Origin of the sequence: Polaribacter sp. KT25b, from assembly GCF_900105145.1 — a bacterium.
Lineage (GTDB): Bacteria > Bacteroidota > Bacteroidia > Flavobacteriales > Flavobacteriaceae > Polaribacter.
Genome location: NZ_LT629752.1, coordinates 3,709,961 through 3,736,058, shown reverse-complemented (window position 1 = coordinate 3,736,058; position 26,098 = coordinate 3,709,961). Strand labels below are relative to the sequence as shown.

The window sequence follows — 26,098 nt, the reverse complement described above, 5'->3', positions numbered from 1 at the left end:
TACAGTAAAGGTACGATTATATCACTTTTTAAAAAATACATTTTACGCAACTATATGTGCGTTTTTACGCAAAAAAATTAATCGATTATTCCTAATTCTTTTGCTTTTAAAACAAGATCTGTATTATTTTTAGCATTTAAATCAATTCTTAAATCTGCTAACTTCATTTCTATAGATCTTATTTTTAAAAGTTTTCCATCTTCTCTTTTTATATGCCCAACTAAATTATTTATTTTAGCATGTTTAGGTAATTCTTCTAGAATTTGTATAGCAATAGAATCCATAGAGATTTGAACAATACTTCTTTTTAAAATTTTTTGATGTACCAAATGTGAATAATAATTTTGATTTTTCAACATTTTATGAATGGCAAAATTTAATTCGGTTGCATTACAATCATCTTTTAAAAGATAAACTAAAGGTTGTTGGTTTTTTATAACATTAAAGATTCTATTTGTTTCTGAATGCCCTGTAATTACACCAATTTTTAAATTCGGAGCTACTTTTTTTAATTGATTAATTAATTCTTCTCCAGAAACAATATTCCCATCATTTAAACTAAAACTTAAACCTGTTAAAAGAATATCAAAAGGGTTTGTTTTTTCTGATAAAAGAACAGCTTCATATGCACTATCGCAGCTTGTTTTATATACAATATCAAAAGTAAAATCTTTAATTTCATCAAACGTTAAAACCAATCCTTTTAAAAGTAAAGGATGATCATCAACCAATAAAACACGTATTTTATTTTTCATATTTTAGGCTGTTAAAGGTATTTCTATGTTTGTAGTTGTACCTGAATTTGGGACACTGTTTATAGTAAAATTTCCGTTTAATTCTTCTATTCTTTTTTTCTGATTTTTTAAACCCAACCCAAATTTTAATGAACTAATATTAAAACCTTTACCATTATCTTTTATACTTAATACAAAGGTATTGTGTTTTATTTTAAAGTCTATTAAAACCTCTGATGCAAAAGCATGTTTTTTACTATTTTGTATAGACTCTCTAATAACTAAATAAAGTGTTCTTTTAATTTGATTATCTATTAAAAGCCAATCGATTTTATCAAAATTTTTAAGCTTTATTTTAAACTTTGGTGCATAATAATCGCTAACTAAATTAATTATTTGATCTTTAAAAGAAACTTCATTAAAATTTACAGAACTTAATTTATGCGATAAATTTCTAATTTCTGAATTTACTTTAGATAAAGGTTCTGCAATATCATTTGCCTTACTTTTAAGTGATCTTTGGTAAATTAATCTTAAATCTCCTACTACTTTAACTTTATTATAATAATAGTAAGCACTAAATTTATTTGAATTATTATTAAAATATCATCCTTTATTATGATAATACGAACCTAATACTGCATAATATTTTTTATTTTGATAAATTTTTCATAAAACATTATTAGCTTTCTCATAATTTTCAATATTATCTGATATAACATTTTCACCTGCCAAAGACGAAGAAACTTTAATTATCAAAACTATCAACATTAGACTGTTTTGTAAAAAAATATGTTTTATTTAAATATTTAATTTTTTTTCTGGAAAAGGGATACTAACAGAAATAGAAAAATATTTATTCAAAGAATCTAAAAGCCTTTCTGCCTTGTTCTCTGAATAAAAAGTACTGCAAATCATCATAACAGCTAATAAAAATACTTTTTTAAACATAAGTAAAGGTAATTAAAAAAAGCAATAAACTGAATATTAAATAATTACTTGTTACTTATCTAATAATTTTTGTAAATAAATCCCAAATTACAACACCAGTAGTTACAGATATATTTAAAGAATGTTTGGTACCTAATTGAGGAATTTCAATAACCAAATCTGAAGCTGTTACCACTTTTTGCTGAACACCTTTTACTTCATTCCCCATTACAATGGCATATTTTTCTCCTTTCTTCGGATAAAAAACATCTAATTTTGTAGAATTTTCAGCTTGTTCAATAGCTAAAACTTTTACATTTTCAGCTTTCAATTTTTCAACTAATTCTAAAGTATCTTCAACATATTCCCAAGCTACAGATTCTGTTGCACCTAAAGCAGTTTTATGAATGTCTTTATTTGGCGGAGTTGCACAAATACCACACAAGTATATTTTTTCAATCAAAAAAGCATCACTAGTTCTAAACACAGAACCAATATTATTTAAACTTCTAATATTGTCTAAAACTACAATTAATGGCGTTTTTTTAACCGTTTTAAATTCATCAACCGAAATTCTACCTAACTCATTATTTTTTAATTTTCTCATAATTTTAGTTATTGGTTAATGGTTTTTTGTTGTTGGTATCTTAACTAATAACCAAAAACTAAACACTAACAACTATATTTTATATCTTCGCAAAACTAACTGAAAATTTCCAAAAACTTGGCAAAATCAAAAGCTAAAAAGGTTACGCCTTTAATGAAACAATACAATGCCATCAAGAATAAATATCCTGATGCAATGTTACTTTTTAGAGTAGGAGATTTTTATGAAACTTTTGGCGAAGATGCTAAAAAAGCCGCCGGAGTTTTAGGAATTACACTAACAAAACGTGGTGCCGGAAGTGAAACCGAAACTGCTTTGGCTGGTTTTCCGCATCATTCTTTAAATACGTATTTACCAAAGTTAGTAAAAGCAGGAATGCGTGTTGCCATTTGCGATCAGTTAGAAGATCCTAAAATGACCAAAACCATTGTAAAACGTGGTGTTACAGAATTAGTAACTCCAGGAGTTTCTTTAAACGACGAAGTTTTACAAACCAAAACTAACAACTTTTTAGCGGCTGTTCATTTTGATACTTCAACACGCTCAGCAACAAAAAAACAACTCGGAATTTCATTTTTAGATGTTTCTACAGGTGAATATTTAGTGGCGCAAGGAAATGCAGAATATATTGATAAATTGTTGCAAAATTTTAGTCCGAGTGAAGTCTTGGTTCAAAAACAACACAAACAACAATTTTTAGAACTTTTTGAAAACCGATATTATACGTTTTACTTAGATGATTGGGTTTTTCAAAAAGAATATGCAAACGAAACTTTACACAATCATTTTGAAGTAAAAAGCTTAAAAGGTTTTGGTATTCAGGATGTTAAAAACGGAATTATTGCCGCTGGTGCAGTATTGTATTATTTGTCTGAAACACAACACAATCAACTAAAACACATTCAACATATTGGTAGAATTGCTGAAGACAATTATGTTTGGATGGATCGTTTTACAGTTAGAAATTTAGAATTGTACAATCCTAATTCTATAAATGCTGTAACGCTTTTAGATGTTATTGACAAAACCATTTCGCCAATGGGCGGACGTTTATTAAAACGTTGGTTGGCATTGCCTTTAAAAAATATAGACGAAATTAAAAATCGTCATGAATTGGTAAAGGTTTTTATAGATTCTGATGAATTTTCTCAAACAGTAACCTACCAATTAAAACAAGTTTCAGATATAGAAAGATTAATTTCTAAAGTTGCCACTGGTAAAGCATCACCAAGAGAAATAGTTTTATTAAAAGATTCTTTAAAAGCAATTTTACCAATAAAAGCATCCGCAGAAAATAGTAAAAACAAAACGGTTCAGCATCTTGGAAATCAATTGCATTCTTGTATGGTTTTAATTGATAAAATTACAGAAACCTTATTTGATGATGCGCCTGTAAACATCAATAAAGGAAACGCAATTGCAACTGGCGTTCACCAAGAATTAGACGATTTACGCGCCATTTCTAGCACTGGAAAACAGTATTTAGATGATATGTTAGCGCGTGAAACAGAACGTACAGGAATTTCGAGTTTAAAGATTTCGTTCAACAACGTTTTTGGCTATTATATAGAAGTTAGAAATACGCATAAAGACAAAGTTCCGCAAGAATGGATTCGTAAACAAACCTTGGTTTCTGCAGAACGCTATATTACTGAAGAATTAAAAGAATACGAAACTAAAATTCTTGGCGCAGAAGAAAAAATAGCCAAACTAGAACAAGAAATATTTTCAAAATTATTACAATATATCATCCAATTTGTACAAATTGTGCAAGAAAATGCGCAGATTATTGCAAAAATTGATTGTTTATTATCTTTTTCTGTTTTAGCAATTGATAATAATTATGTGCGTCCGATTATGGATGAAAGCACAGATTTAGACATCAAAAATGGGCGTCATCCTGTTATTGAAAAACAGTTACCAATAGATCAAACGTATATTGCAAATGATGTTGTTTTAAATAGAAATCAACAACAAATAATTATGATTACTGGGCCAAATATGTCTGGTAAATCGGCAATTTTAAGACAAACAGCATTGATTGTTTTATTAGCACAAATGGGAAGTTATGTTCCGGCTCAAAATGCTAAAATCGGAATTGTAGATAAGATTTTTACACGAGTTGGCGCAAGTGATAATATTTCTATGGGCGAATCTACGTTTATGGTAGAAATGAACGAAACTGCATCAATACTTAATAATCTTTCTGAACGAAGTTTGGTTTTGTTAGATGAAATTGGTCGTGGAACTTCTACGTACGACGGAATTTCAATTGCTTGGGCAATTACAGAATTCTTGCACGAACATCCATCAAAAGCAAAAACATTATTCGCAACACATTATCATGAATTAAATGAAATGACAGCCACTTTTGAGCGCATTAAAAACTTTAATGTGTCTGTAAAAGAATTAGAAGACACCATTATTTTCTTACGAAAATTAGTTTCCGGTGGTTCTAATCATAGTTTTGGTATTCATGTTGCAAAACTAGCCGGAATGCCAAATATGGTCATTCACAGAGCAAATAAAATTTTGGCTCAGCTAGAAAAAAACAATAAAAATTCTGATGTAAAAGACGTTTTAAAACAAACGCAACATGAAGAGATGCAACTCAGCTTTTTTCAGTTAGATGATCCTCTTTTAGAAAACATTAAAGAAGAAATTCTTGCTACAAATATTGATACATTAACCCCAATTGAGGCTTTGATGAAACTGAATGAGATTAAGAGGATGTTGGTTAAGAAATAACGTGGTTGTGTTATAGAAAGTAGCAGAGTGAAATGCTATTATTTTCAGTTTAACAATAAGAATAGCAGTTAAGTACAAACTTTGTAGTTAGCAATTAACTGCTATTTTTTATATACGTGGTTGTGCCAAGTTATTATTTACTTTCTTGTTTTTAAATAAGCCAAAATCTGAATTACTATAATTGGCAATATGAAAACAGAAATAGACAGAAATAATGAATATTCAATTGACAATTTAATTATATAGTAGATTACTAGAAAGAATAATATAGCACTAATTACGTAAGAAATTAAATTTAATCTTTTCATAATTTCTACCAAAATGAGTCCCAAGCCCAAGCGAGTAATTGTGCACCAACTGCTAAAGCAGAGCCTTGAGCTCCACCAGCTAAAGCCCCACAAATTGCGCCAGGTACAGCACCTATTCCACCTAATAATACTCCAGATGCAGCACCAGCAATTCCACCTCTAACAGCACCAATTGCATCTGCTGCACCAACTACTGTGTAATTAATATCTGGCCCATCTATACGTTTTGCAACATTATCATTTAAGTTAATCCAATCGTCAATATTAGATTCCCAGTATAAAAGTGAATCTTTATATAAATCAATTGTTGAAAGTAGTATTGCCTTTTGTGACAATGTTAATGACGTATCATATTGTATTATATTAAACTTTGTGTCTAAATTACTAACTATATCATTTGAGTCAGTTGCGTTGAAACTTCCAAGCATAATATTTTTTATTTCATTTAGATAATTTTCATTAGTTTCTGAATTCAAGCCACTTGAATTAAAAGAATTACTTATATCGTTAAACGAAATTTCTAAAGTATTACTAAATGTTTTGTAATTATTTAAACTATCAGCTTGCGTAATATTACTTTCTCCTGTCGTAATTGATTCCTTATATGTAATTAACTCATTTCCTGAATAAATAGTTTCGCCAACTGTACTTAATATATTATTTACATTAACTCTTGGGTCAACTACGCTAGTTCTAAATTTTATATTCTCATTTTTCTTTCTCAATAAATCTTTGTAAACAGCATTTAATGCAATTGTATGATTTTCTCCAACTTGTTTAATTTTCACAATATCGCTTGATCAAAGTTTATTTACTACAGAGTCCATTCGACTTATTTCATAAGAACATCCGAATATTAGGAAACCTATTATTAGAATAATTATGGAATTCAATGTTTTTTTCATTTTAATTTATTTTTTTGAAAAGATTGCTTTTTTTTATAAAGTGGTTTTTCAGCTTTCATATACTCCACTCACTAATTTTTATGAAAATTTAGTCGGATTGGTCAGTCCGTTTTCGACCGTAATTTTTTGTATTATACTGATATAGGTTGACCTTTTTTTTTATTAATTTACCCGTTCAAAGTATTTTTTTTAGCCGTTTAGAAGGCAAAAAAATAATTTGAACTAGCTTTTAGTTTAAATTTTAAGTTCAGGTAAATTTACTTTATTTTTTCGATATGATTTGTATTTGATGTTAGGATTTAAATGTACGTCAGCAGGATTTCTTAAATCTAGGCTAAAATGCTTTCTCAAATTATTGTATATATCTACAGCTTGTTTTGTGATTTCTTGAGCAATAGCAGTGTTTTTAATACAGTTTCTAAGTCCATATTCATATTTTAAAGTTCTATTAATTCTCTCAGCGATTGCATTTTCGTAAGGATCATATTGTTCTGTCATACTCATTATCATTCCATTTTCTTCGGCAAATGCTGTGTATTTAGGATTACAGTATTGAAAACCTCTATCGGAATGATGAATTAGTTTTTCATCAGGATATTTTCTGTTTTTAATAGCCATAGCAAGAGCTTCTGTACAAAGAGATGTTTTCATGTTGTTATCTAATTTATAGCCCATAATTTGCTTGGAATAAGCATCTGTTACGATTGCTAGATAATTGTGTCCATTTTCTGTTTTAATGTATGTTATATCGGTTACCCAGAGTTGTTCTGGTCTATTAGGCACTTGGTCTTTAATCAGGTTTTTATATTTTCTAAATTGATGATTCGAATCTGTTGTTGTCACGTAATTTTTAAGCTTAGGGACGAGCAAATTATGGAGCCTTAAAAAGTCGTAAAATTTATCTCTTCCCATCTTTATGTTTTGTTTTATGAAGTCAGATTTTAGTTCATCATACAGCTTAATACCACCAGTTCTCATGCCTACTTTTTTGCGATAATCTAGTATCATTACAATAAGTTTATCATAATTTATTTGTTTGATTTCTTGCTCTTTACATCTTTTGTAGAAGGCTTGTTTACTAATCCCAAAACATTCATAGAACCACTTTCTTTTAAACGGTTTTTCTTTTTTAGCTCTATCTCTTTTACTAATGTTTTGGGCAGCGACTTTTTTGATAAATCGACTCCTGTAATGATTTCCATATCGGCAATAATATCTTGCTGAAAGTCTTTGATAAACTCAAGGGCTTCAATACGTTCCTTTAATTTTTTTATTTCGTTTATTTTGCTCATTCCTGTATTTTGTTGCACTAAAGTACTATATTTTTTAATCCAATAGCCAATGGTAGTTCTAGGAATGTCATATTTTTTAGAAGCGAAGTTGGTTGAGATCTGACCATTTTGAATTTGGTCAACGACTAATAATTTAAGCTCTAAAGTTACTTTTTCGTAAGTTTTTTTTCGGCAGTGTTCATTTTGTGTTTTCATAAGTGACTATAATTAAGTGTTTAATTTTTAGTCAACCTATTTCAGGAAAGTATATTTGTTTAATGTGGCATAACGTTATTGTATATGAAAAGTAGAAGAGTAAAATTACTATTATTTTCAGTTTTTAAATTAAAATAGCAGAAAAGTACAAGCTTTGAGGTTAGCACTTAACTGCTATTTTTTATATACGTGGTTGTGTGCAGTTTATGTTCTGTATTCAATAGCTGAAATTGTAATAAATATTATAATAATTGTAAAACAAAGAAAAATTAATTCAGCTTTTGTTTTTTCTTTATTTTTATTCTTAACAGATAAAATTATATTATCTATTCTGGTTTTTATACTTACAGCGATTATAGGTAGTATTACAAAATATAACATAGATATAAATTTAATCGGTTAAATACGCTTCAGCAATACATATACCAAATGTGCCTACTGCAATAGCTACTCCAATAGGTCCTAAAAGTCTTTTTGCAACAGCTCCAAAAGCTCTTTTCATTGCTGCTTTTCCCCAACTTGAAGAGCTTGAACCACCTAATGCCCATATAGCATCTGCACCAATTCCAATAATAGCACATCTAATATAATCTTTATAATTTACTTTCGCATAAGCTGTATTCGCAAATAAGTTTGGGGATTTTATATTGTTCGCTTGTTTTTGATTTTTTTCAATAGATGTTAAAGCCATAACAAAAGGAATCAAATCTAATTCTTGACCTTCTTCTTCCAAAATCATATTCTGAATTTCTAAATCATTAAAGCCTTTTGTATATAAATATTTTTTAGCTTCAATTAAAGTTGGTTGAAGCATATTTGTAACTTCTTCTACGGGAATATCGTAAACAATTTCAGATTCAGAATTATCATAAGTCATAACTGCATCGTATTTTTGAATAGCACCCATTAAATCAGTAAAAGACTCTGTATTATTATTTATTTCGTCAATTTCGTTTTCACTAAAATTGTCAGGGAAACTTAATGAAACTATTTCATTATCTGAATCTATGCCTTTTCTAAATAAATTTTTCTTTTTGAATTTCGGGAGAATTAAATTTGCTTGATTTAAATCCATTTTATTCTGCTCTAAAACAGATAAAAAATTTGCATTAGCATCTAATTGCTCTTGAAAATCTTCAGTTTGGCAAGATTGTACTAATAAAATCCCTCCAAATATTAAAATATTTATTGTAAAAAGAGCAAACATTCCTTTTGCAAACTTTTTAATTGAACTGTTAATTGTATCTAAAATTTTCATATTTAATAGTTTTTAAAGTTAAAATTATATTTTAAGTTTTATCTCATTTATTTTTTTCTTCCAACCAGAGAACTCTCTCGGATATTGTTAGGCTTCGTTTAATTGCACACAACCACTTATATCTAAATAAATAGTTCTTTTATCCCTAATTATTATTTGTTACTACCAATGCTTAGAGCTTTCAGAATTAGAATTCGTCCAACTATTTTTACTATCTATTTTATAGCATTAATATATCTAGACATGAGATTATTAATCTCTCTTTCTTTTACCATAAAATCTTAGCATTTTTTCTGTTTGCAATATAAAAGCAAAAAACATACAAATCAATACCCATTTATGGGGAGTTAACTCCCCAGAAACAGGGAGAAGAAAATTTATAAATAGTTTATTATAAATAAGTTAACTAAAAATAATTTTTCAATAAAACTCGAGGTTTTCTGGATTTAAGAAATCTATATTTTATCAGAATAATCAACATAAAGAAATGAAACTCAGCTTTTTTCAGTTAGATGATCCTCTTTTAGAAAATATTAAAGAAGAAATTCTTGCTACAAATATTGATACATTAACGCCTATTGAGGCATTAATGAAGCTGAATGAGATTAAGAGAATGCTTGTAAAAAAATAATGGTAAACAATTTAGAACAAGGTTTTTTCGGAATTGGAATTCAGAATGGAAAAACTCCTGAAAATTTAGGTGTTCTTTGGCGTTCTGCCCAAAATATGGGTGCTAGTTTTATCTTTACCATTGGTAATCGCTATGCAAAACAAGCTTGCAACACTCATAAAGCTATTGGTGCAATGCCTTACTTCCATTACGAAACTTTTGAAGATTTCTTTAACAATCTTCCTAAAGGTGCTATGTTGGTTGGTGTAGAATTAGATGAAAAAGCAGTACAATTAGAAACTTTTAAGCATCCAAGACGTTGCGTTTATTTATTAGGTGCAGAAGATCATAGATTGTCTAAAATAGCCATTGAAAAATCGCATCATTTAGTGAAATTTAAATCTGAATTAAGCTTAGACGTTTCTGTAGCAGGAAGTATTATTATGTACGATAGACAAGCAAAGTTTAGTTTTTAATAATTGTCTCTTAACTCTTCAAAAACGGCTTGCATTTTCTTTTTTACATCAGCATTAGAATGCATATAATGATTATTCATATAGCTAAAAATTAAAACTTTGCCCGAGTTTGTAATTAAATATCCGCTTAAATTATAATTGTTACCCAAAGTACCCGATTTTGCATGAATATATGGTGTTGGATTTCCTGCATACCAATTTTTTAAAGTACCAGATTTTCCACCAACAGGAAAAAACTGGAACAATCTTTCTTCTGGTATTTTTTGATACATTTTAGTTAATACTTGTACAAAAGAATTTGGTGTAAATAAGTTATATCTGCTCAAGCCAGAACCATCTACCCAACGTGGTTTTTGTTCTAAATCTTTTAATTGATTTTCTAGCATAAAATTTTTGGCAAAAGTTGTATTTAAAGTATCAGAAATTGTTGATGATGCCAAAATTAAAATCTGTTCTGCTAAAAAATTATCACTTACTTCCATCATTCTTTTGTATAAAGAATCTGAAGGAACACTATAAGCTATTTTTGATGGTTTTAAGGTTGTAGTTTGATTTAAATTTACTCTGTTTGGCAAAATATCATTCCAAAGATTTAAAAGCAGTGCATCGCTTATAATTATAGGTATGGTTGTTTCACGAGTCCTGTTTTTATCAAAATAAAAATCATTAGCAAACTCTTTTCTACCATAATTTTTATCAGTCATTTTTAAGTCATTTTCAAAAAAATTAGGCGTTACTTTTAGTTCGTTTTCATTTTGGATTGTAAGCACATTTCCATACATAGGAAAAGCACTTCTTTCTGGGCTAAAATAACTATCAAAATCTTCCCAAGCCCAACCTGGGGCATATTTTTTATCACTAATATTATTGGTTATTAAATTTACTTTTTTATACTTTTTTGCCATTTTAAAAGCGGTACTATCTTTAAAAAAAGGATGTAAAAATGTTGGATCTCCAGTTCCTAAAATCGTAATTGTATCTTTATGTATGGAGTATTTAAAAGCCGGAATTGAGTCTGATAATAACTCTAAACCTGTAAAAAGTGTAAATATTTTTGCGTTACTTGCTGGCGTAAAATACTTTGTTCCGTTATAATTATAGATTGTTTTATCTGCATTTACATCATAAATATAAATCCCTGTAAACTGATTTTTAAAAATTGATAAAGTTAGCTCTTTGTTAATTTTATGTTTGATTTTTAGCGTTTTACACCCAACTAAAACTATTATAAAGCATAAAAAATAAAGTTTTTTTTTAAACATTAAAGCCATTTTTTAAATATATATTACAATTTACAAATTTTTTTATTTGATAACTTTATATCACTTATAATATTTACCTTTGTTACAACTTTATGTTAATTATGAATATAACTTTTTTATTTATTGGTGCTCCAGAAGTAATGATTATCCTATTAATTGTGGTAATGGTTTTTGGCGCAGATAAAATTCCTGAAATTGCAAGAGGTTTAGGTAAAGGAATTCGTCAAGTTAAAGATGCCACAAACGAAATTAAAAAGGATATTAATGAAAGTGCAAAAAGCCAAGGTTTAGATACTGATTTTACAAAAGATATTAAAAATAGTATTTCTGATGTAAAAGAAAATCTAGATGATATTACGGGACCAATTAAAAGAAATAGATAACGCTTTTGTGTAATTCTAGACAAAGATTATAATCTCATTTTAACTTTCAATAAATTTATTAAAAAGTAAAATAAAAATTAGCTTTCTGTACAATTATTTTACTCTACTTATTGTTAAACCATCTCTTATTGGTAACAAAACAGTTTCTATTCTTTCATCAGAATTTAATAATTTATTATACGCTAAAAGTACTTTTGTGTCTACATCTTTTGGGTTTAATTCTTCTACAATTTTACCGCTCCAAAGTACATTATCAGACAAAATAATTCCGCCAGAATTCATTTTATCAATAATTAAATGAAAATAATTTACGTAGTTTCTTTTATCTGCATCAATAAAAACTAAGTCAAATTTTTCATCAATGTTTGGAATAATTTCTATAGCATTACCAACCTTTTGTTTAATTTTATTTCTGTAACCAGATTTTTCAAAATATTTGTTTTGTAAGGTTTCTAATTCCTCGTTTTTATCAATCGTTATAATTTGTCCTTCGGATGACATTCCTTCTGCTAAACACAAGGCAGAATAGCCTGTATAAGTACCTATTTCTAAAATAGATGTAGGTTTTATCAATTTAGAAATCATAGATAAAACTCTACCTTGAAAAGCACCGCTTAACATTCTAGGATTTAATACTTTTTGCCAAGTTTCTTTACTTAATTCTTGTAAAATTTTTGGTTCTTGTTGCGAATGATTTACTACGTAATCGTCTATTTTTTCTGGTAAAAAATGCATTTTAATAATTTTAATAATTGAGTAAAAAAAAATTTGGTTTTAACATAAAAATATCACTTCATTTTTTGATAGATTACCAAAACCAAAAGTACAAAAAAACGGAATCTATATTTCTATAAATTCCGTTTCAATCTAACAAAAAATCAAAAATCACGGTTTTGAAAAAACCGAAAAAACAAATTAAATTTTAGATTCTATATTTTTTTTAAGTTCAGCTTTATCTTCATCACTTAAACAATGTTTCATTTTTTTGCAACTTTTTGCATGGTCTTTATACATTAAAGACAAAAATACATTTTGTTTTGAATATACAGAACATATTTTACATCTTAAAAAATGAATTCCTAATTTTACTTTATCTGCAATAGTTGCTTCTCCATATTGATTTTTATCACATATAGTAGTAGCTTGATCACAATTGATTAAAAATTTCTTAAACATGATACTAATTATTAAACCAATTATCTTCCATACATTTTCTAAGCTGTGTTCTTGCTCTATGAATGATAACCCATAAGTTTGACGCAGTTATGTCTAGCTCCTTACAAATTTCTTCAGTTTCAAATTCTTGAATAGTTTTCATTCTAAAAACCATAGCATATTTTTCTGGTAATTTATCTATACAACGATCTAATTGCGTTTTTAATTCTTCGTTTTCGATGTCTTTTTCTGATGCATTATCCCAACTTTGTGGTACTCTTTCTTCAAGCCAATTTCCTTCATTTTCGCCATCTTCATAAAAATTCATTCTAACTTCGGCTTTTCCTTTTTTAGAATTTATTTTTCTATAATAATCTATTACTTTTCTTTTTAAAATAGAAACTAACCAGGTTCTTTCTGTAGATTTTCCTTGAAAATTTTTGGCAGATTTTAGTCCTGCAAAAAAAGTTTCTTGCACTAAATCTTTTGCTAAATCACTATCATTTACACGCACAACAGCATAATTAAACAGATAATCTGCATAATTATCAATCCATTTATTTGGGTTTAAAGTGCTTATCTCTTTAATCATTCTTTAACTTAAAAAATCAAATATAACGCTATTTTTCTTCATTTACTGCTTTGCAGTTTTCTCTTCTTCTCATATCAACTAAATAAATAATTTCCCAGTTGCCATTATTATTAAATAACTGAAAAGAATTAGCGCCACAATGACTAAATTTTTCATTTAAATAAAACTCATAAGGCGTCCAAACTGAAGCTAAATTTCCATCAATTTTAATATCAAAAGAAAGTAATTTTTCTTGATAAATAGTTTCTGGCTTTTTATTAGCAATATTAGTTAACAAAGCTTTTTTAGTTTCTAGTTTTAAGATATTTTGATTTTTATCGTTTGTATAAGTAGTTTGAATTTTAATATCATTATGCAATGTGGTTTTTATAAGTGTACTATCTCCATTATGCAATCCATCAAAAAAGGTTTCAATTACATTTTTTATAGCTTTTTCTTCTGATTTATTTTGAGCTACCAAAGTAAAAGACAATACAAAAGCTATAATTGCAAGTATAATTTTAAGCATAATATGTTGGTTTTTAAGCCATAAAACTACTTAAATTTTTGGTTCTATATTCTTAAAGATTTTATTTTAACCTAATATTAACTAGTTAAATATCTCTTGATATTTCTTATTTTTACAGAATTCTAAAAATTTAAAAAAAATGTCTGTAGCAAAAAAACAGTACAAAAGAATTACCGTAAAATCTTTGGTAGAAATGAAAGCAAATGGAGAGAAAATCTCTATGTTAACTGCTTACGATTATACGATGGCAAAAATATTAGATGGTGCTGGTTTAGATGTACTTTTAGTTGGCGATTCTGCATCAAATGTTATGGCAGGTCATGAAACTACTTTACCAATTACTTTAGATCAAATGATTTATCACGCTAGCTCTGTTGTTAGAGGTATTGAGCGTTGTTTAGTTGTTGTAGATTTACCTTTTGGTAGTTATCAATCAGATCCTAAGGAAGCTTTACGTTCTGCAATTAGAATTATGAAAGAAAGTGGCGGACATTCTATAAAATTAGAAGGTGGTAGAGAGGTAAAAGAATCTATAAAACGTATTTTAAATGCTGGAATTCCTGTAATGGGTCATTTAGGTTTAACACCACAATCTATTTATAAGTTTGGTACTTATACTGTTAGAGCAAAAGAAGAAGAAGAAGCAGAGAAATTAATGGACGATGCTTTTCTATTAGAACGCCTTGGGTGTTTTGCAATAGTTTTAGAGAAAGTACCAGCTCATTTAGCAAAAAAAGTTGCAGAATCAATATCGATTCCTGTTATTGGAATTGGTGCTGGAAATGGTGTTGATGGTCAAGTTTTAGTTACACACGATATGTTAGGAATGACACATGAATTCAACCCACGTTTTTTACGTAGATATTCAGATTTATATACAGAAATGACTGGCGCATTCCAGCAATATGTTACCGATGTTAAAAGTAAAGATTTTCCTAGTGATGATGAGCAATATTAATTTAGATTGTTAATCTGTTAGATTATTAGATTTTTTGATAATTGAATTTTAGTATTTATAATTTATTTGATGATTTACATAGTTAAAAATCAAAAACATGCATAGATTATAAAGAATTAAAATTGTAGCAATTAAGTAGATTATTCTATAAATAAATTTAATTAAACCAAATTATTCTGTTTAATAATTCGGTTTAATTTTATTCTACGCAAAACATCTAACAATCCTAGAATTTTTTTATCTAAATATCCAAAAAATCTATAAATCTATTTATGAAAATACTACACCTAGACTCAAATCATCCTTTATTAATAAATCAACTAAATGATTTAGGTTTTACAAACGATGTAGATTACACTTCTTCAAAACAAGAAATTGAAGCTAAAATTCATTTGTATGATGGTTTTATCATCAGAAGTCGTTTTTCAATTGACAAAGCTTTTTTAGACAAAGCCACAAATCTAAAATTTATTGGAAGAGTTGGTGCAGGTTTAGAAAATATAGATTGTGGGTATGCAACATCAAAAAATATTGCCCTAATTGCAGCGCCAGAAGGCAATAGAAATGCAGTTGGTGAACATTCTTTAGCAATGTTATTATCGCTCTTTAACAAGCTAAATAAAGCCGATAAAGAAGTAAGAAATGGTATTTGGTTACGTGAAGAAAACCGAGGAATTGAACTTGACGGAAGAACTGTTGGATTAATTGGTTATGGAAATATGGGAAAATCATTTGCAAAAAAATTGCGTGGTTTTGATGTTGATGTAATTTGCTATGATATAAAACCTGGTGTTGCTGATGAAAATTGCAAACAAGTTTCTTTAGCAGAATTTCAACAAAAAGCAGATGTATTAAGTTTACATACACCACAAAATGAGCTTTCTAAAAACATGGTAAATATTGATTTTATCAACAGTTTTAAAAAGAATTTTTGGCTGATAAATACTGCACGTGGAACAGCTGTAGTTACAAAAGATTTAGTTACTAGTTTAAAATCTGGTAAAATTTTAGGTGCTGGTTTAGATGTTTTAGAATACGAAAAATCATCTTTCGAAAATCTTTTTTCTGATGATAAAATGCCTGTAGCTTTTCAATATTTAATCAATTCAGAGAATGTTTTATTAAGTCCGCATGTTGCAGGTTGGACTTTTGAAAGCAAAGAAAAACTAGCGCAAACAATTGTAGATAAAATTAAAGCAAAATTTTATTAACTTGTTAGCTTTAAATCATCAAACAAAAAACAAGATGACTTACGAAGCAAACACACCTGAAGAATACATTGCTCAATTACCTGATGACCGAAAAATAGTTATTGAAAAACTACGAAAAATCATCAAAAAAAACCTACCAAAAGGTTTTGAAGAAGGCGTTAATTACAAAATGTTGGGCTATTATGTTCCGCATTCAAAATATCCAGAAGGCTATCATTGCAACCCAAAATTGCCTTTGCCATTTATAAATATTGCATCACAAAAGAACTCTGTAAACTTATATCACATGGGTATTTACGCAGATAAAGAACTCTTAGATTGGTTTGTTTCTGAATATCCAAAGCATTGTAAACGCAAATTAGATATGGGTAAAAGTTGTATCCGATTTAAAAAAATGGATGAAATTCCGTTTGATTTAATTGGTGAATTAGCAAGTAAAATAAGTGTTAATAAGTGGGTTACTATTTATGAATCTGCAATTAAAAAAAATAAATAATGAAAAAAAGAGTTACAGGAATTGGTGGTTTGTTTTTTAAAAGCGACGATCCAAAAGCATCAAAAGATTGGTACAAAAAACACTTAGGTTTTAACACTGATGATTATGGTTCTACCTTTTGGTGGAAAGATAAAAAAGGCAAAGATTGCTCAACACAATGGAGTCCTTTTGCCGAAAAAACAACTTATTTTGAGCCTTCAAAAAAGACTTTATGTTTAATTATAGAGTCGAAAATTTAGTTGAATTATTAGTTGAATTAAAAAAAGAGGGCGTAACCATTGTAGGTGAAATGCAAGAATTTGATTACGGAAAATTTGGTTGGATTTTAGATAACGAAGGCAACAAAATTGAACTTTGGGAACCAATTGACGAAGCTTTTTTATAAAAAATAAATATGTCAGAAAGTAAAAAAATTAAAGATTTAAGTGAAACTGCAAAAGAAAAAACTACTGAATTTGTTACCGACACTAAAATAGTTTATGACGTTTTAAAGAATAAATTAAATGAATCTTTAACCGAAGAAAACGTAAAAAACAGTACTGTAAAAACTGCAAAACTAGCTAAAGAAGCATCTGAACAATTACAGGTTTTTGCGGATGAAGCAAAAGACGAATTGATAGAAATATCTAAAAAATCTAAAGTTCTTTTTCAAAAATTATTTAGAAAATAAAAACGAATAATGAAACTACTTTCTAATTATCCAGCAGAAATTTTAATTCTACTTTTTTTAGTGATTACTTTTTTAATATCTGTTGTTGAAAAAATTTCGGATTGGAAAGGAACAGTGACTTTTATAAAAGAACATTTTAAAAATTCTCCATTAAAAAATAGTGTTCCCTTTTTAGTAAGCATTCTTGTATTCTTAGAATTTATTGCCACTATTTTTATGATCATTGGCGTTTATCAAATATATACTTCAGAAATAAAAGAATTTGCATTATTAGGTTTAGAGCTTTCTGCTGTCGTTTTAATTTTTATGTTAATTGGTCAACGTTTGGCAAAAGATTATCCAGGAGCAATGAGCTTAACAGTCTATTTTATACTCACAGTTTTTGGTGTGGTTTTATTAAATAGTTAAAATTTATACAAATATTAAATAATTATAAGTAAAACTTATAAAAAAACTCCTTAAAATTCGCGTTTTAAGGTGTTTTTAATTTTCTTTAAGGTATTTGTATGTTTTTCCAAAAAAAAACAAAAAAATCATTTTTAAAATCGATTTTTACTCTTTTTTAGAGCTTCAAATCAAAGTAAAATATACTTCTCTCCTATTTTCTCTTATATTGATGTAAAAACTCATTAAAAAAATTATTAGATTCATTTTTATAAAAAAATAAATGAGTTTGGAAATGCTACTTTTGGAAAGAACTCATTTCTAATAGAAAAAAATGAAAGTTCTTATTATACTGGTTTACTTCTTTACGATTTCAAAAAAAGTAATTTTAAGGAATATTGAAATTATTTGTTTTGGCTTTTAAATAACTTTCTGATGAAAAAAGAGCTACTTCAAAAATAAATGCAACGAATATTTATATGAAATGTTAGTAAGTAACTTTTATAAATATTTATTTTCTGCTATTTCCCAATCGTACATTTCACCAAATTCGGAAAGTGTTTTTGGTTTACTATTGATTTTTATAATTTCAGTTTTTACTTTGTCCTGTGAAATATTTCCAATTTCTGATGTTATAACGTTTTTAATAAAGTCATATTTGTCACTTTCAAAATTACCACTCCAAGATTCTACACCATTGCTTTCTGCACGAACAATTTCCATTTGATCATTTCTAAATCCAAAAGTATAAGATTGGTTTGAACGAGTAAATTGATAATAAATCGTCAACAATTGATTTTCAATTGATAATTCAGGCTCAATATAATTTGCCATTCCACCTTCATCTCCTCTAGCAATAAATCTATTATTCTGAATTGTTACCTTTTTTTCTCCATCTTTATTAAGAAAAACGAGTAAAATTCTCGCTTTATTTTTTAATAAAAAACAATCAGAACATCTTTTTTCAAGGACACTATCTTTTGATTCTATGATTAGAGAATAATCTTCAAATCCGTCTTTATTTAAATCTCCAGTTGCATTTTGTAAAATTTCCCAATCTAAATTATTTTTAACCGATTCTATATTTAGTCCTATAAAATTCGGATAATTAGATTCATTATTTTGAGAAAATCCCAAAACACAAAGAACTAAAAATAGTATCGTAAAAATTCGTGTTTTCATAATTGTGCCAACTTTCCATTAGAAAAATTCTATTTATCGTAAATAAAATATTCAGATTTAATTTGTTCTCTAAAGTAATTATAAATAAATGAAACCAATTTTCAAAATATTTTCTGCCTCCTATTTAGTTTGAGAAATAATCACATTTACAAATTACAATCTTAAATAAATTTAAGGTTCATCTATCGATATAATATTAATTGATTTTATAATCAGAAAAAAGTAGAACATCAATAACATTAAAATTAACTAAAACCTACAAGGTGGTTTTAAAAAATCCTTTTATAAAAAGCATCTTTAAATATTCTTATTATTCTAAACTTAAAGTTAGGTCTAAGAAAAAATCATATTCAAATTTAAAACTCAGAAAATCCCTTTATCAGAAAAGCTTATTTTAAAAAAGTGAATTATTAGTTTTATTGATAAAAAAGAACCTCTAAAACGACGTTTTAAAGGCTTATAAAATTTCCGCAAAGTGTTTATATGTTTTACTTACAATCGTTAGATTATTCGTTTTTAAAATCGTTTTTAACTCTTTTTAAGCACGTAAATTAAAGATGAATACTCTTTTGTGCTAGTTGCTTTTAAGTTTGAAACAAAACCTCTATAAAAAGATTTTATAGGATTCATTTTTCCTGATTTATATTTCTCACTTAAAAGAGAAACATAATACGCATCAAATTTCATTGGAATTGTTTTTTCGACAATCATATTTTCTGAAGAAAATAATTTAGAAATTGATGTTTGAGAGAAATGCCACAAATGTCTTGGAACATCAAAAGCCGCCCAAAACTCCTTGTAATAATTTGCATCGTAACTTTTAAAATTAGGAACTGCAATTATTAATTTTCCGTTTTCTGTAAGCAACTTATTTAGTGTAGAAATATATATTGATAAATTTTCTACATGTTCTAAAACATGCCAAAGTGTAATGACATCAAATTGTATATTTTTTATTTCTGATAAATCTTCTTGTAAAATAATTCCTTTTTTAGCGGCAATATTTCTTGCATCTAAACTAGGTTCAACTCCTAAAACTTTCCAAGAATTATTTTGACAAACTTTTAAAAAATCTCCTGTTCCTGCTCCAACATCTAAAATGTTTTTTGAACTAGTTTTAAAAGAATCAATCAGTTTTAATTTTCTTTTTAAAGTGATGTTTTTTACAACTTGATATACTTTATCTAACAATGATTTTTTAGAATCTGTATGCGAAATATAGTTTTCACTTTTATAATAATCTGCCAAGTTTTTAGGAACAGGATTTGTAACCAACATATCATATTCTTTATGTATCATAACTTGATAAACTTCTCCCGAAACAGTGTAATCTTTACAGTTTAAAAAAGGTTGTAAATTTTGATAAAAATCAATCTTTGAATTCATTTACAGTAGTACTTTTATTTTTAAAATCCTGCCGAAGCAGGATCAAAAATTCTTGAAATTATAATTTATTTATAAATTGTTCCTCGTGGAACATTGTAAAAAATAGTGCGTTTTATCTTCCCATATAAACTAACAAAACAGAAATATCGCTAGGTGATACTCCACTAATTCTACTTGCTTGTGATATTGAAGTTGGCTGAATTTTAGTTAATTTTTCTCTCGCTTCAAAAGAAATAGATTGTAATTTCTGATAATTAAAATTAGAAGGAATTGTTACGTTTTCTAACCTATTCAGTTTATCAGCATTATTCCTTTCTTTTTCTATATAACCAGAATATTTTAAATGAATTTCAACTTGCTCAATAATCTCCCAATCAATATTATTATCAGCAATAAAAATCTTCAATTTCTCTAAATCTTTAAAGTCTGAAAAATCTAATTGTGGTCTTGCTGCAACTTTAAAAAGCTTCAAAGATTGATTAATCAAATCTAAATTCTTCGCTTCTAAAATAGGATTTATCTCTGCTTCTGTTACACTCGTTTCTGCTAAAAATTTAATTAACAAATCTGTTTTTCTTTGCTTTTCTAAAACCCTATCCATTCTTTCTTTCGAAGCTAAACCAAGTTCAAAAGCTAACGGAGTTAATCTTAAATCTGCATTATCTTGTCTTAATAAAGTTCTATATTCTGCTCTTGATGTAAACATTCTATAAGGTTCTTCTGTACCTTTTGTAATTAAATCATCAACCAAAACACCAATATAAGCTTCATTTCTTTTTAAGATAAATGGAGCTTTTCCATGTACTTTTAAAGCAGCATTTACACCTGCCATTAATCCTTGAGAAGCTGCCTCTTCGTAACCTGTTGTTCCGTTAATTTGACCTGCGAAAAATAAATTCTCTACCAACTTTGTTTCTAAAGAATGTGTTAATTGTGTTGGCGGAAAATAATCATATTCTATTGCATATCCATATCTAAAAAACTTTACGTTTTCAAAACCTTCAATAGCTCTTATTGCTTTGTCTTGAATATCTTCCGGAAGAGATGTTGAAAATCCATTTACATACATTTCTACTGTTGTCCAACCTTCTGGTTCTACAAAAATTTGATGTCTTTCTTTTGTAGCAAAACGATTTACTTTATCTTCTACAGAAGGACAATATCTTGGTCCGGTAGATTTAATTCTACCATTAAACATTGGCGATCTATCAAACCCTTCTCGTAACAATTCATGTACTTTAGGGTTTGTATACGTTAAATAACATGAACGTTGTTTTACCAAAGATTTTGTACTTGGTAAATAAGAAAATTTCTCTGGATTTTCGTCTCCAGGTTGTTCTAACATTTTAGAATAATCTAAAGAACGACCATCAACTCTTGGCGGAGTTCCTGTTTTCATTCTTCCAGATTCGAAACCTTTTGAAACTAAATCTTCTGTAATTCCTGTTGATGCACTTTCTCCTGCTCTTCCTCCTCCAAATGTTTTATCACCAATATGAATCAATCCATTTAAAAAAGTACCTGCAGTTATAACTACCGTTTTAGCTTTTATTTCTAAACCCAAAGCAGTTTTTACACCCACAATTTTATCACCATCAAACAATAATCCGTTGACAGAATCTTGATAAAAGTCTAAATTTTCTGTTTGCTCTAACATCGTTCTCCAGCATTCTGCAAACATCATTCTATCTGATTGTGCTCTTGGACTCCACATTGCAGGTCCTTTAGATTTGTTTAGCATTTTAAACTGAATGGCAGTTTTATCAGTAACAATTCCACTGTAACCACCCAAAGCATCAATCTCTCTTACAATTTGCCCTTTTGCAATTCCTCCCATTGCAGGATTACAACTCATTTGCGCAATATTTTGCAAATTCATTGTAATTAATAAAGTATGCGCACCCATGTTTGCAGCAGCAGCAGCAGCTTCACTTCCTGCATGACCTCCACCTACTACAATTACATCATATGTTGTTGAAAATAAACTCATTATCTTATAGTTCCACGTGAAACCTTATTTTTTATTAATTTGAATATCAATTATTTAACAGTAATAAAGCAGTGTTTTCAGCATTTCTCATTTGCTTTATATCCACTTCATCTTTATCTTTAAAACCCATGTAATGCAAAACACCATGAATCATTACTCGATGTAATTCATCATCAAAAGAATCATTATATTCTTTTGCATTTTCTGTAACTCTTTCAACAGAAATATAAATATCTCCATTAATTAACTTCCCTAAAGTATTATCAAAACTAATAACATCAGTTAAAGTATCGTGTTGTAAAAACTCTACATTTAATTTATGAAGATACTCATCATCGCAAAAAATATAATTGATTTCACCAACTTCAAAACCTTGATTTGAAGCAACTTTTTCTATCCAATTCTCAAGGCGATTTTCATCATCTAATTGAAAAGTTGTTACGTAATTAAACTCTACCATATTACTCTTTCTTGATGTCAGAAAAATAATCTCTAACTTTAATTTTATAATTTTGCTGCAAAGGTAATGATTGTCTATTTAATATTTCAGTTTGATTATAAAACTGCTTTTTAAACTCCAATTGCTTTAAATTATTCTTTTGATTTTCCTTTTTATTAGATGCTGATTTACGCTTTTTATCCTCTCCTTGTTCTAAAGCTGCTTTATCTAATTTTAATAATTCATAATTTAAATTTTGCATTTTTTGAAGTGTACCACGATTAAAACCTTTTTCTAGAATTTCATTTTCTAATTGCTCCATTGTTTTTAAAGCTTTTCTTGCACCGGAACTTCCACCAGGTTTACCGTTTTCGCCTTCCTTAATTGCATCTTGTAATTCTTGTCTTAATTGCGATTGTTGTTTGTAAATTTCATAAAGTTCACCATCTAAATCATCATTAGAATTACCTTCACCCTCACCTTGTTTGTTACCATTTTTTCCTGATTTACCATCTTCACCTTTCTCTCCGTTTTCTCCTTTTTTACCTGGCTTTCCATTTTTATCAGGTTTATCACCATCTTTTCCTTCACCCTTTTTTTTTCCATTTTTCATTCCATCTTTCATCTTTTCTGATAAACCTTTTTGTTTCTTTATCAAATCTGGCAAACTAAAACCTTGTCCTTTTCCTTTCTTTCCTTTACCCATTTTCATAGACATGTTTTCTTTCATACTATTTAACATATTACTTAAATAATCTGCTAAATTATTGCTCGAAGTCATCACATATCGTTGATTTGAAATTCCTTCAGGAAAATAATTTTCAGAAAAATTCTCTAAAGATTGATCTAAATTATAATGTACAGCAGATAAATCATCTTGAATTTTAGTAGATATTTTTGGAAGACGCATAGAAAGCACATACAAACTATCGTCTATATGTTCAAAATATTTTTTAATTTCATGTTGCTTTTTTAAGTCTTTTCCAAAATCAGGATGCGTTGTAGAAGTCTCAGAAAATTTATTCATTAACTGTTCTTGCTGAAAAGAAAAAATAACTAAATTTTCGAGAATCTTTCTTAAATCTTCCATGTTTTCCTCTATAGATTCTCCTTCCATTTCCATCATTTGTTGTTGCATTTTAGCGCTCATCTCTTTCATTTTTTTAGATGATTGCTTCTGCCTTTTATTAGCTTCCTGTGTTTTATTCTCTTTTAAATTTTCTTCGGATTTATCAAGTTCTTTATCAATGTCAATTTTTTCATCTTCAACATCTGGCAACTCCATCGGTTTTTTCAACTTTTCATTATCCTTATCAAGCTCCTCTAATTCCTTCTTAATTTCTTCAAATTCTTTTTTAATTTCCTTTTGATCTTCTAAAGTATCATCAGAATTTTTTTCTAATTCATCTTGCTTTTTAGATAATTCTTCAATCTTGTTTGCGATTTGCATGGTTTTTTGTTCAACATAAAAACGCTTTACCATTTCAAGAATTTTTTCTAAACTACGTTGTTCTTGTTTATTTTGTTGTGCTAATTCTTTCGCCTTTTTTAAGAGATCTTCTTTGTTTAATTTCTCAGACATTTTCTGAATTTCATCTAACAACTTTTGTTGCTTATCCAGTTTTTTTAATTCTTCAATTCGTTGTTTTAAATCCTCTTTTTTTTCTTGAAGACTTTCAGTATCTTCTTTTTTCTCGTCTAAATTTTCTTGCAATTGATCGGTTTGACGTTCCATCATTTGCTTATATTGCTCTTGACGTTTTATAAAATTATCAACTTTCTTTTTATCATTCCAATTAATATCTTTTTTATTCTGTAAATCTTGCTGAATAGTTTCTAATTGTTCTTGTTGCTTTTTCTGCTTTTGAATAGAATTTTCTAAATTATTAATCGTTTGTTTTTGTTCTTGCAACAAATCCTCCTCTACTTCCTCTTCTGTTTTTTGTCTATACTTAAAAATAGTGCTTTTTGCCCTTTTATTCCCATTAACAGCATCATTATCAAATACTTGAAAATACATTTCGTAATTGATTCCTGTTTTTAAATTTAATCCATCAGGAAATTGATAAAAAAATGTTTGAATATTCTCTTTATTTATCTGTAAATCAAACTTTTGTAAATTATTTGAATTTTGTTCATCATAATACACAAATTGCAATTTCTTTAATCCATAATCATCAGAAATCTGACCAGCAAATTGTGCAACTCCTCTAGAAATACTATCAATATTTGAAGTTACAGAAATCATAGGATGTTCATCTTTTACAACATCCACAGAAAACTGTAAATTCTCAAAATCTTTTAAATTTTTGTTGGATGATGAAATTTGATAACTAAAAGCATTCTGAATCCTTTTTGATAATTCATAATTATTTTTAGACAAACTTTTAAAAGGTTCTCTTTTTTGATTGCTGATAAAAGCCACAGAATCTGTTTGAGCAGTTTTTACGTTCCAAGTAATATTTGTTCCTTCCGGAACAATTAAATTTCCAGAATTCTGAATCGTTTCATTCCTCCTACCTAAATAATTAGGATATTTTAATTCTAAAGAAATAGAATTTATTGTTGGCGTACCAATTACTTTTAGCTGATAATCTTGGGATTGAATTCCATTTGCTTCCACATAAAAATTAATTGGTTCTTGTACATCAGAAAACGTATATGAAAAAGTATTATTTCCAGTATTATTTAGATAATATTGTTGATTATTAAAAATGATTTTTGCTTCACTAGGTACAACTTTTCCAATTGTTTTTACCGAAATCGAAAATGGTTTTCCCTGGATGACATTTAAATCAGTATTTAATAAAGAAAACAAAAAAGGAGCTGGTGGATTGTAGGAAGTTCTATAATGCACAACGCGTTCTAAACTTTGAGTTAACGCATTTTTATTTCCCGTAAAAAAACTAATTATAAAAATTAAAAAAGGCACAATTGCATATTTTAAATACTTTTTATTTTGTGTAAAATCAATGGCTTTTAAAAAGGGAATTGGTGCAATTTCTTCTGACTTTTGATTGATGCCTGCCAAAATTAAATCAGAGTAATTTGAACTTTCTTTAAGTTGCAAAATGTTTAGTAATTTGTCTTGCACTTCAGGAAAATGATTTCCAATAATTTTTGAAGAATCTTGTAAAGATATTCCTTTTCGTAAACCAATTAATTTAAAAACAGGAATTACAATAAATCGAATTAATAAAAATAATTCCACAAGTATAAACACCCAAAATAAAATGGTTCTTGCAGTTGGCTTTAACCACAAAAAATATTCTAAAAATAACGTAAAAAAAAGATACAAAAATCCTAATGAAAGAAATAAAATGGTTCCTTTTATCAATTCATTTGTATAATATTTGCGCGTAAATTGATGTAACTTTTGCGTTATTTTAGTGTATCCATCCATAATTAACTAATAAAAA

Annotated in this window: 26 protein-coding genes and 1 pseudogene; 10 read left to right on the top strand and 17 right to left on the bottom strand. The window is 27.9% G+C overall.

Going from position 1 to position 26,098, the window contains the following annotated elements:
• Positions 1-77: 77 nt before the first annotated feature.
• From BLT70_RS16240 to BLT70_RS16230, 3 genes are all read right to left on the bottom strand, one after another.
• The gene (locus BLT70_RS16240) at positions 78-755 is read right to left on the bottom strand and encodes a response regulator transcription factor (RefSeq protein ID WP_091896803.1); all 678 of its coding nucleotides are present in this window, start codon (positions 753-755) and stop codon (positions 78-80) included.
• 3 nt (positions 756-758) lie between these two features.
• A complete protein-coding gene (locus BLT70_RS17615) occupies positions 759-1,037 on the bottom strand; it encodes a sensor histidine kinase (RefSeq protein ID WP_368086359.1) in 279 nt (92 codons plus the stop codon).
• A 703-nt stretch (positions 1,038-1,740) separates the two neighbouring features.
• A complete protein-coding gene (locus BLT70_RS16230; RefSeq protein WP_091896796.1) occupies positions 1,741-2,271 on the bottom strand; it encodes an RNA methyltransferase in 531 nt (176 codons plus the stop codon).
• A 117-nt stretch (positions 2,272-2,388) separates the two neighbouring features.
• Here BLT70_RS16230 and mutS point away from each other — a divergent pair, with 117 nt between their 5' ends.
• Positions 2,389-5,019 carry a DNA mismatch repair protein MutS gene (gene mutS / locus BLT70_RS16225; protein WP_091896793.1) on the top strand — a complete coding sequence of 877 codons (2,631 nt, stop codon included), beginning with the start codon at positions 2,389-2,391 and terminating at the stop codon, positions 5,017-5,019.
• A 313-nt stretch (positions 5,020-5,332) separates the two neighbouring features.
• On the opposite strand, the gene BLT70_RS16220 is transcribed toward mutS, so the two are convergent.
• From BLT70_RS16220 to BLT70_RS16205, 4 genes are all read right to left on the bottom strand, one after another.
• Positions 5,333-6,115 (bottom strand): glycine zipper family protein, encoded by a 783-nt coding sequence (locus BLT70_RS16220; protein WP_091896789.1) that lies wholly within the window; start codon positions 6,113-6,115, stop codon positions 5,333-5,335.
• A 351-nt stretch (positions 6,116-6,466) separates the two neighbouring features.
• A complete protein-coding gene (locus tag BLT70_RS16215; protein WP_231962863.1) occupies positions 6,467-7,315 on the bottom strand; it encodes an IS3 family transposase in 849 nt (282 codons plus the stop codon).
• Positions 7,261-7,719 (bottom strand): helix-turn-helix domain-containing protein, encoded by a 459-nt coding sequence (locus BLT70_RS16210; RefSeq protein ID WP_091893387.1) that lies wholly within the window; start codon positions 7,717-7,719, stop codon positions 7,261-7,263. The genes BLT70_RS16215 and BLT70_RS16210 overlap by 55 nt, the downstream gene beginning before the upstream one ends.
• 391 nt (positions 7,720-8,110) lie before the next feature.
• The gene (locus BLT70_RS16205) at positions 8,111-8,977 is read right to left on the bottom strand and encodes a hypothetical protein (protein WP_091896782.1); all 867 of its coding nucleotides are present in this window, start codon (positions 8,975-8,977) and stop codon (positions 8,111-8,113) included.
• A 487-nt stretch (positions 8,978-9,464) separates the two neighbouring features.
• Here BLT70_RS16205 and BLT70_RS17200 point away from each other — a divergent pair, with 487 nt between their 5' ends.
• Positions 9,465-9,608, top strand: coding sequence for a hypothetical protein (locus BLT70_RS17200; RefSeq protein WP_157691928.1), 144 nt, complete (start codon positions 9,465-9,467; stop codon positions 9,606-9,608).
• Positions 9,608-10,063, top strand: coding sequence for an RNA methyltransferase (locus BLT70_RS16200; RefSeq protein ID WP_091896780.1), 456 nt, complete (start codon positions 9,608-9,610; stop codon positions 10,061-10,063). The genes BLT70_RS17200 and BLT70_RS16200 overlap by 1 nt, the downstream gene beginning before the upstream one ends.
• On the opposite strand, the gene BLT70_RS16195 is transcribed toward BLT70_RS16200, so the two are convergent.
• Positions 10,060-11,325, bottom strand: a complete 1,266-nt coding sequence (locus BLT70_RS16195; RefSeq protein WP_231962751.1) for a D-alanyl-D-alanine carboxypeptidase/D-alanyl-D-alanine-endopeptidase — start codon at positions 11,323-11,325, stop codon at positions 10,060-10,062. The genes BLT70_RS16200 and BLT70_RS16195 overlap by 4 nt on opposite strands.
• A 101-nt stretch (positions 11,326-11,426) precedes the next feature.
• Here BLT70_RS16195 and BLT70_RS16190 point away from each other — a divergent pair, with 101 nt between their 5' ends.
• Complete coding sequence (locus BLT70_RS16190; protein WP_172824431.1) at positions 11,427-11,708, top strand: twin-arginine translocase TatA/TatE family subunit; 282 nt, start codon at positions 11,427-11,429, stop codon at positions 11,706-11,708.
• A gap of 93 nt (positions 11,709-11,801) precedes the next feature.
• On the opposite strand, the gene BLT70_RS16185 is transcribed toward BLT70_RS16190, so the two are convergent.
• The 4 genes from BLT70_RS16185 to BLT70_RS16170 all read right to left on the bottom strand — a co-directional run bounded on the left by BLT70_RS16185 (position 11,802) and on the right by BLT70_RS16170 (position 13,963).
• Positions 11,802-12,443, bottom strand: coding sequence for an O-methyltransferase (locus BLT70_RS16185; protein ID WP_091896774.1), 642 nt, complete (start codon positions 12,441-12,443; stop codon positions 11,802-11,804).
• Positions 12,444-12,623: 180 nt separating this feature from the next.
• On the bottom strand, positions 12,624-12,884 hold the full coding sequence (locus BLT70_RS16180; protein ID WP_091896772.1) for a hypothetical protein: 261 nt from the start codon (positions 12,882-12,884) through the stop codon (positions 12,624-12,626).
• Between the two features lie 4 nt (positions 12,885-12,888).
• On the bottom strand, positions 12,889-13,455 hold the full coding sequence (locus BLT70_RS16175; RefSeq protein ID WP_091896770.1) for a sigma-70 family RNA polymerase sigma factor: 567 nt from the start codon (positions 13,453-13,455) through the stop codon (positions 12,889-12,891).
• Between the two features lie 28 nt (positions 13,456-13,483).
• Positions 13,484-13,963, bottom strand: coding sequence for a nuclear transport factor 2 family protein (locus tag BLT70_RS16170; protein ID WP_091896767.1), 480 nt, complete (start codon positions 13,961-13,963; stop codon positions 13,484-13,486).
• Between the two features lie 139 nt (positions 13,964-14,102).
• Between BLT70_RS16170 and panB the strand changes: the two genes are divergently transcribed.
• From panB to BLT70_RS16140, 6 genes and pseudogenes are all read left to right on the top strand, one after another.
• Positions 14,103-14,921 carry a 3-methyl-2-oxobutanoate hydroxymethyltransferase gene (gene panB, locus BLT70_RS16165; RefSeq protein WP_091896764.1) on the top strand — a complete coding sequence of 273 codons (819 nt, stop codon included), beginning with the start codon at positions 14,103-14,105 and terminating at the stop codon, positions 14,919-14,921.
• A gap of 272 nt (positions 14,922-15,193) precedes the next feature.
• Positions 15,194-16,132, top strand: a complete 939-nt coding sequence (locus tag BLT70_RS16160) for a 2-hydroxyacid dehydrogenase (RefSeq protein WP_091896761.1) — start codon at positions 15,194-15,196, stop codon at positions 16,130-16,132.
• A 34-nt stretch (positions 16,133-16,166) separates the two neighbouring features.
• Positions 16,167-16,628 (top strand): DUF1801 domain-containing protein, encoded by a 462-nt coding sequence (locus tag BLT70_RS16155; protein WP_091897796.1) that lies wholly within the window; start codon positions 16,167-16,169, stop codon positions 16,626-16,628.
• Positions 16,628-17,013 (top strand): annotated as a pseudogene (locus BLT70_RS16150) (VOC family protein). Before BLT70_RS16155 ends, BLT70_RS16150 begins: the two are co-directional and overlap by 1 nt.
• Positions 17,014-17,022: 9 nt before the next feature.
• On the top strand, positions 17,023-17,298 hold the full coding sequence (locus tag BLT70_RS16145) for a hypothetical protein (RefSeq protein ID WP_091896758.1): 276 nt from the start codon (positions 17,023-17,025) through the stop codon (positions 17,296-17,298).
• 9 nt (positions 17,299-17,307) lie between these two features.
• A complete protein-coding gene (locus BLT70_RS16140) occupies positions 17,308-17,706 on the top strand; it encodes a DoxX family protein (protein ID WP_091896755.1) in 399 nt (132 codons plus the stop codon).
• A 477-nt stretch (positions 17,707-18,183) separates the two neighbouring features.
• Here the strand turns inward: BLT70_RS16140 and BLT70_RS16135 are convergent, their stop codons facing one another.
• The 5 genes from BLT70_RS16135 to BLT70_RS16115 form a co-directional block, all read right to left on the bottom strand.
• Positions 18,184-18,864, bottom strand: coding sequence for a hypothetical protein (locus tag BLT70_RS16135; protein ID WP_157691927.1), 681 nt, complete (start codon positions 18,862-18,864; stop codon positions 18,184-18,186).
• A 528-nt stretch (positions 18,865-19,392) separates the two neighbouring features.
• Positions 19,393-20,250 carry a class I SAM-dependent methyltransferase gene (locus tag BLT70_RS16130; RefSeq protein WP_172824430.1) on the bottom strand — a complete coding sequence of 286 codons (858 nt, stop codon included), beginning with the start codon at positions 20,248-20,250 and terminating at the stop codon, positions 19,393-19,395.
• A gap of 112 nt (positions 20,251-20,362) precedes the next feature.
• Positions 20,363-22,240, bottom strand: a complete 1,878-nt coding sequence (gene mnmG / locus BLT70_RS16125) for a tRNA uridine-5-carboxymethylaminomethyl(34) synthesis enzyme MnmG (protein ID WP_091896750.1) — start codon at positions 22,238-22,240, stop codon at positions 20,363-20,365.
• 46 nt (positions 22,241-22,286) lie between these two features.
• Positions 22,287-22,700: an rRNA maturation RNase YbeY gene (gene ybeY / locus BLT70_RS16120; RefSeq protein WP_091896747.1), complete on the bottom strand. Its 414-nt coding sequence runs from the start codon at positions 22,698-22,700 to the stop codon at positions 22,287-22,289.
• A 1-nt stretch (position 22,701) separates the two neighbouring features.
• The gene (locus BLT70_RS16115) at positions 22,702-26,082 is read right to left on the bottom strand and encodes a DUF4175 family protein (protein ID WP_091896744.1); all 3,381 of its coding nucleotides are present in this window, start codon (positions 26,080-26,082) and stop codon (positions 22,702-22,704) included.
• Between the last annotated feature and the right edge of the window lie 16 nt (positions 26,083-26,098).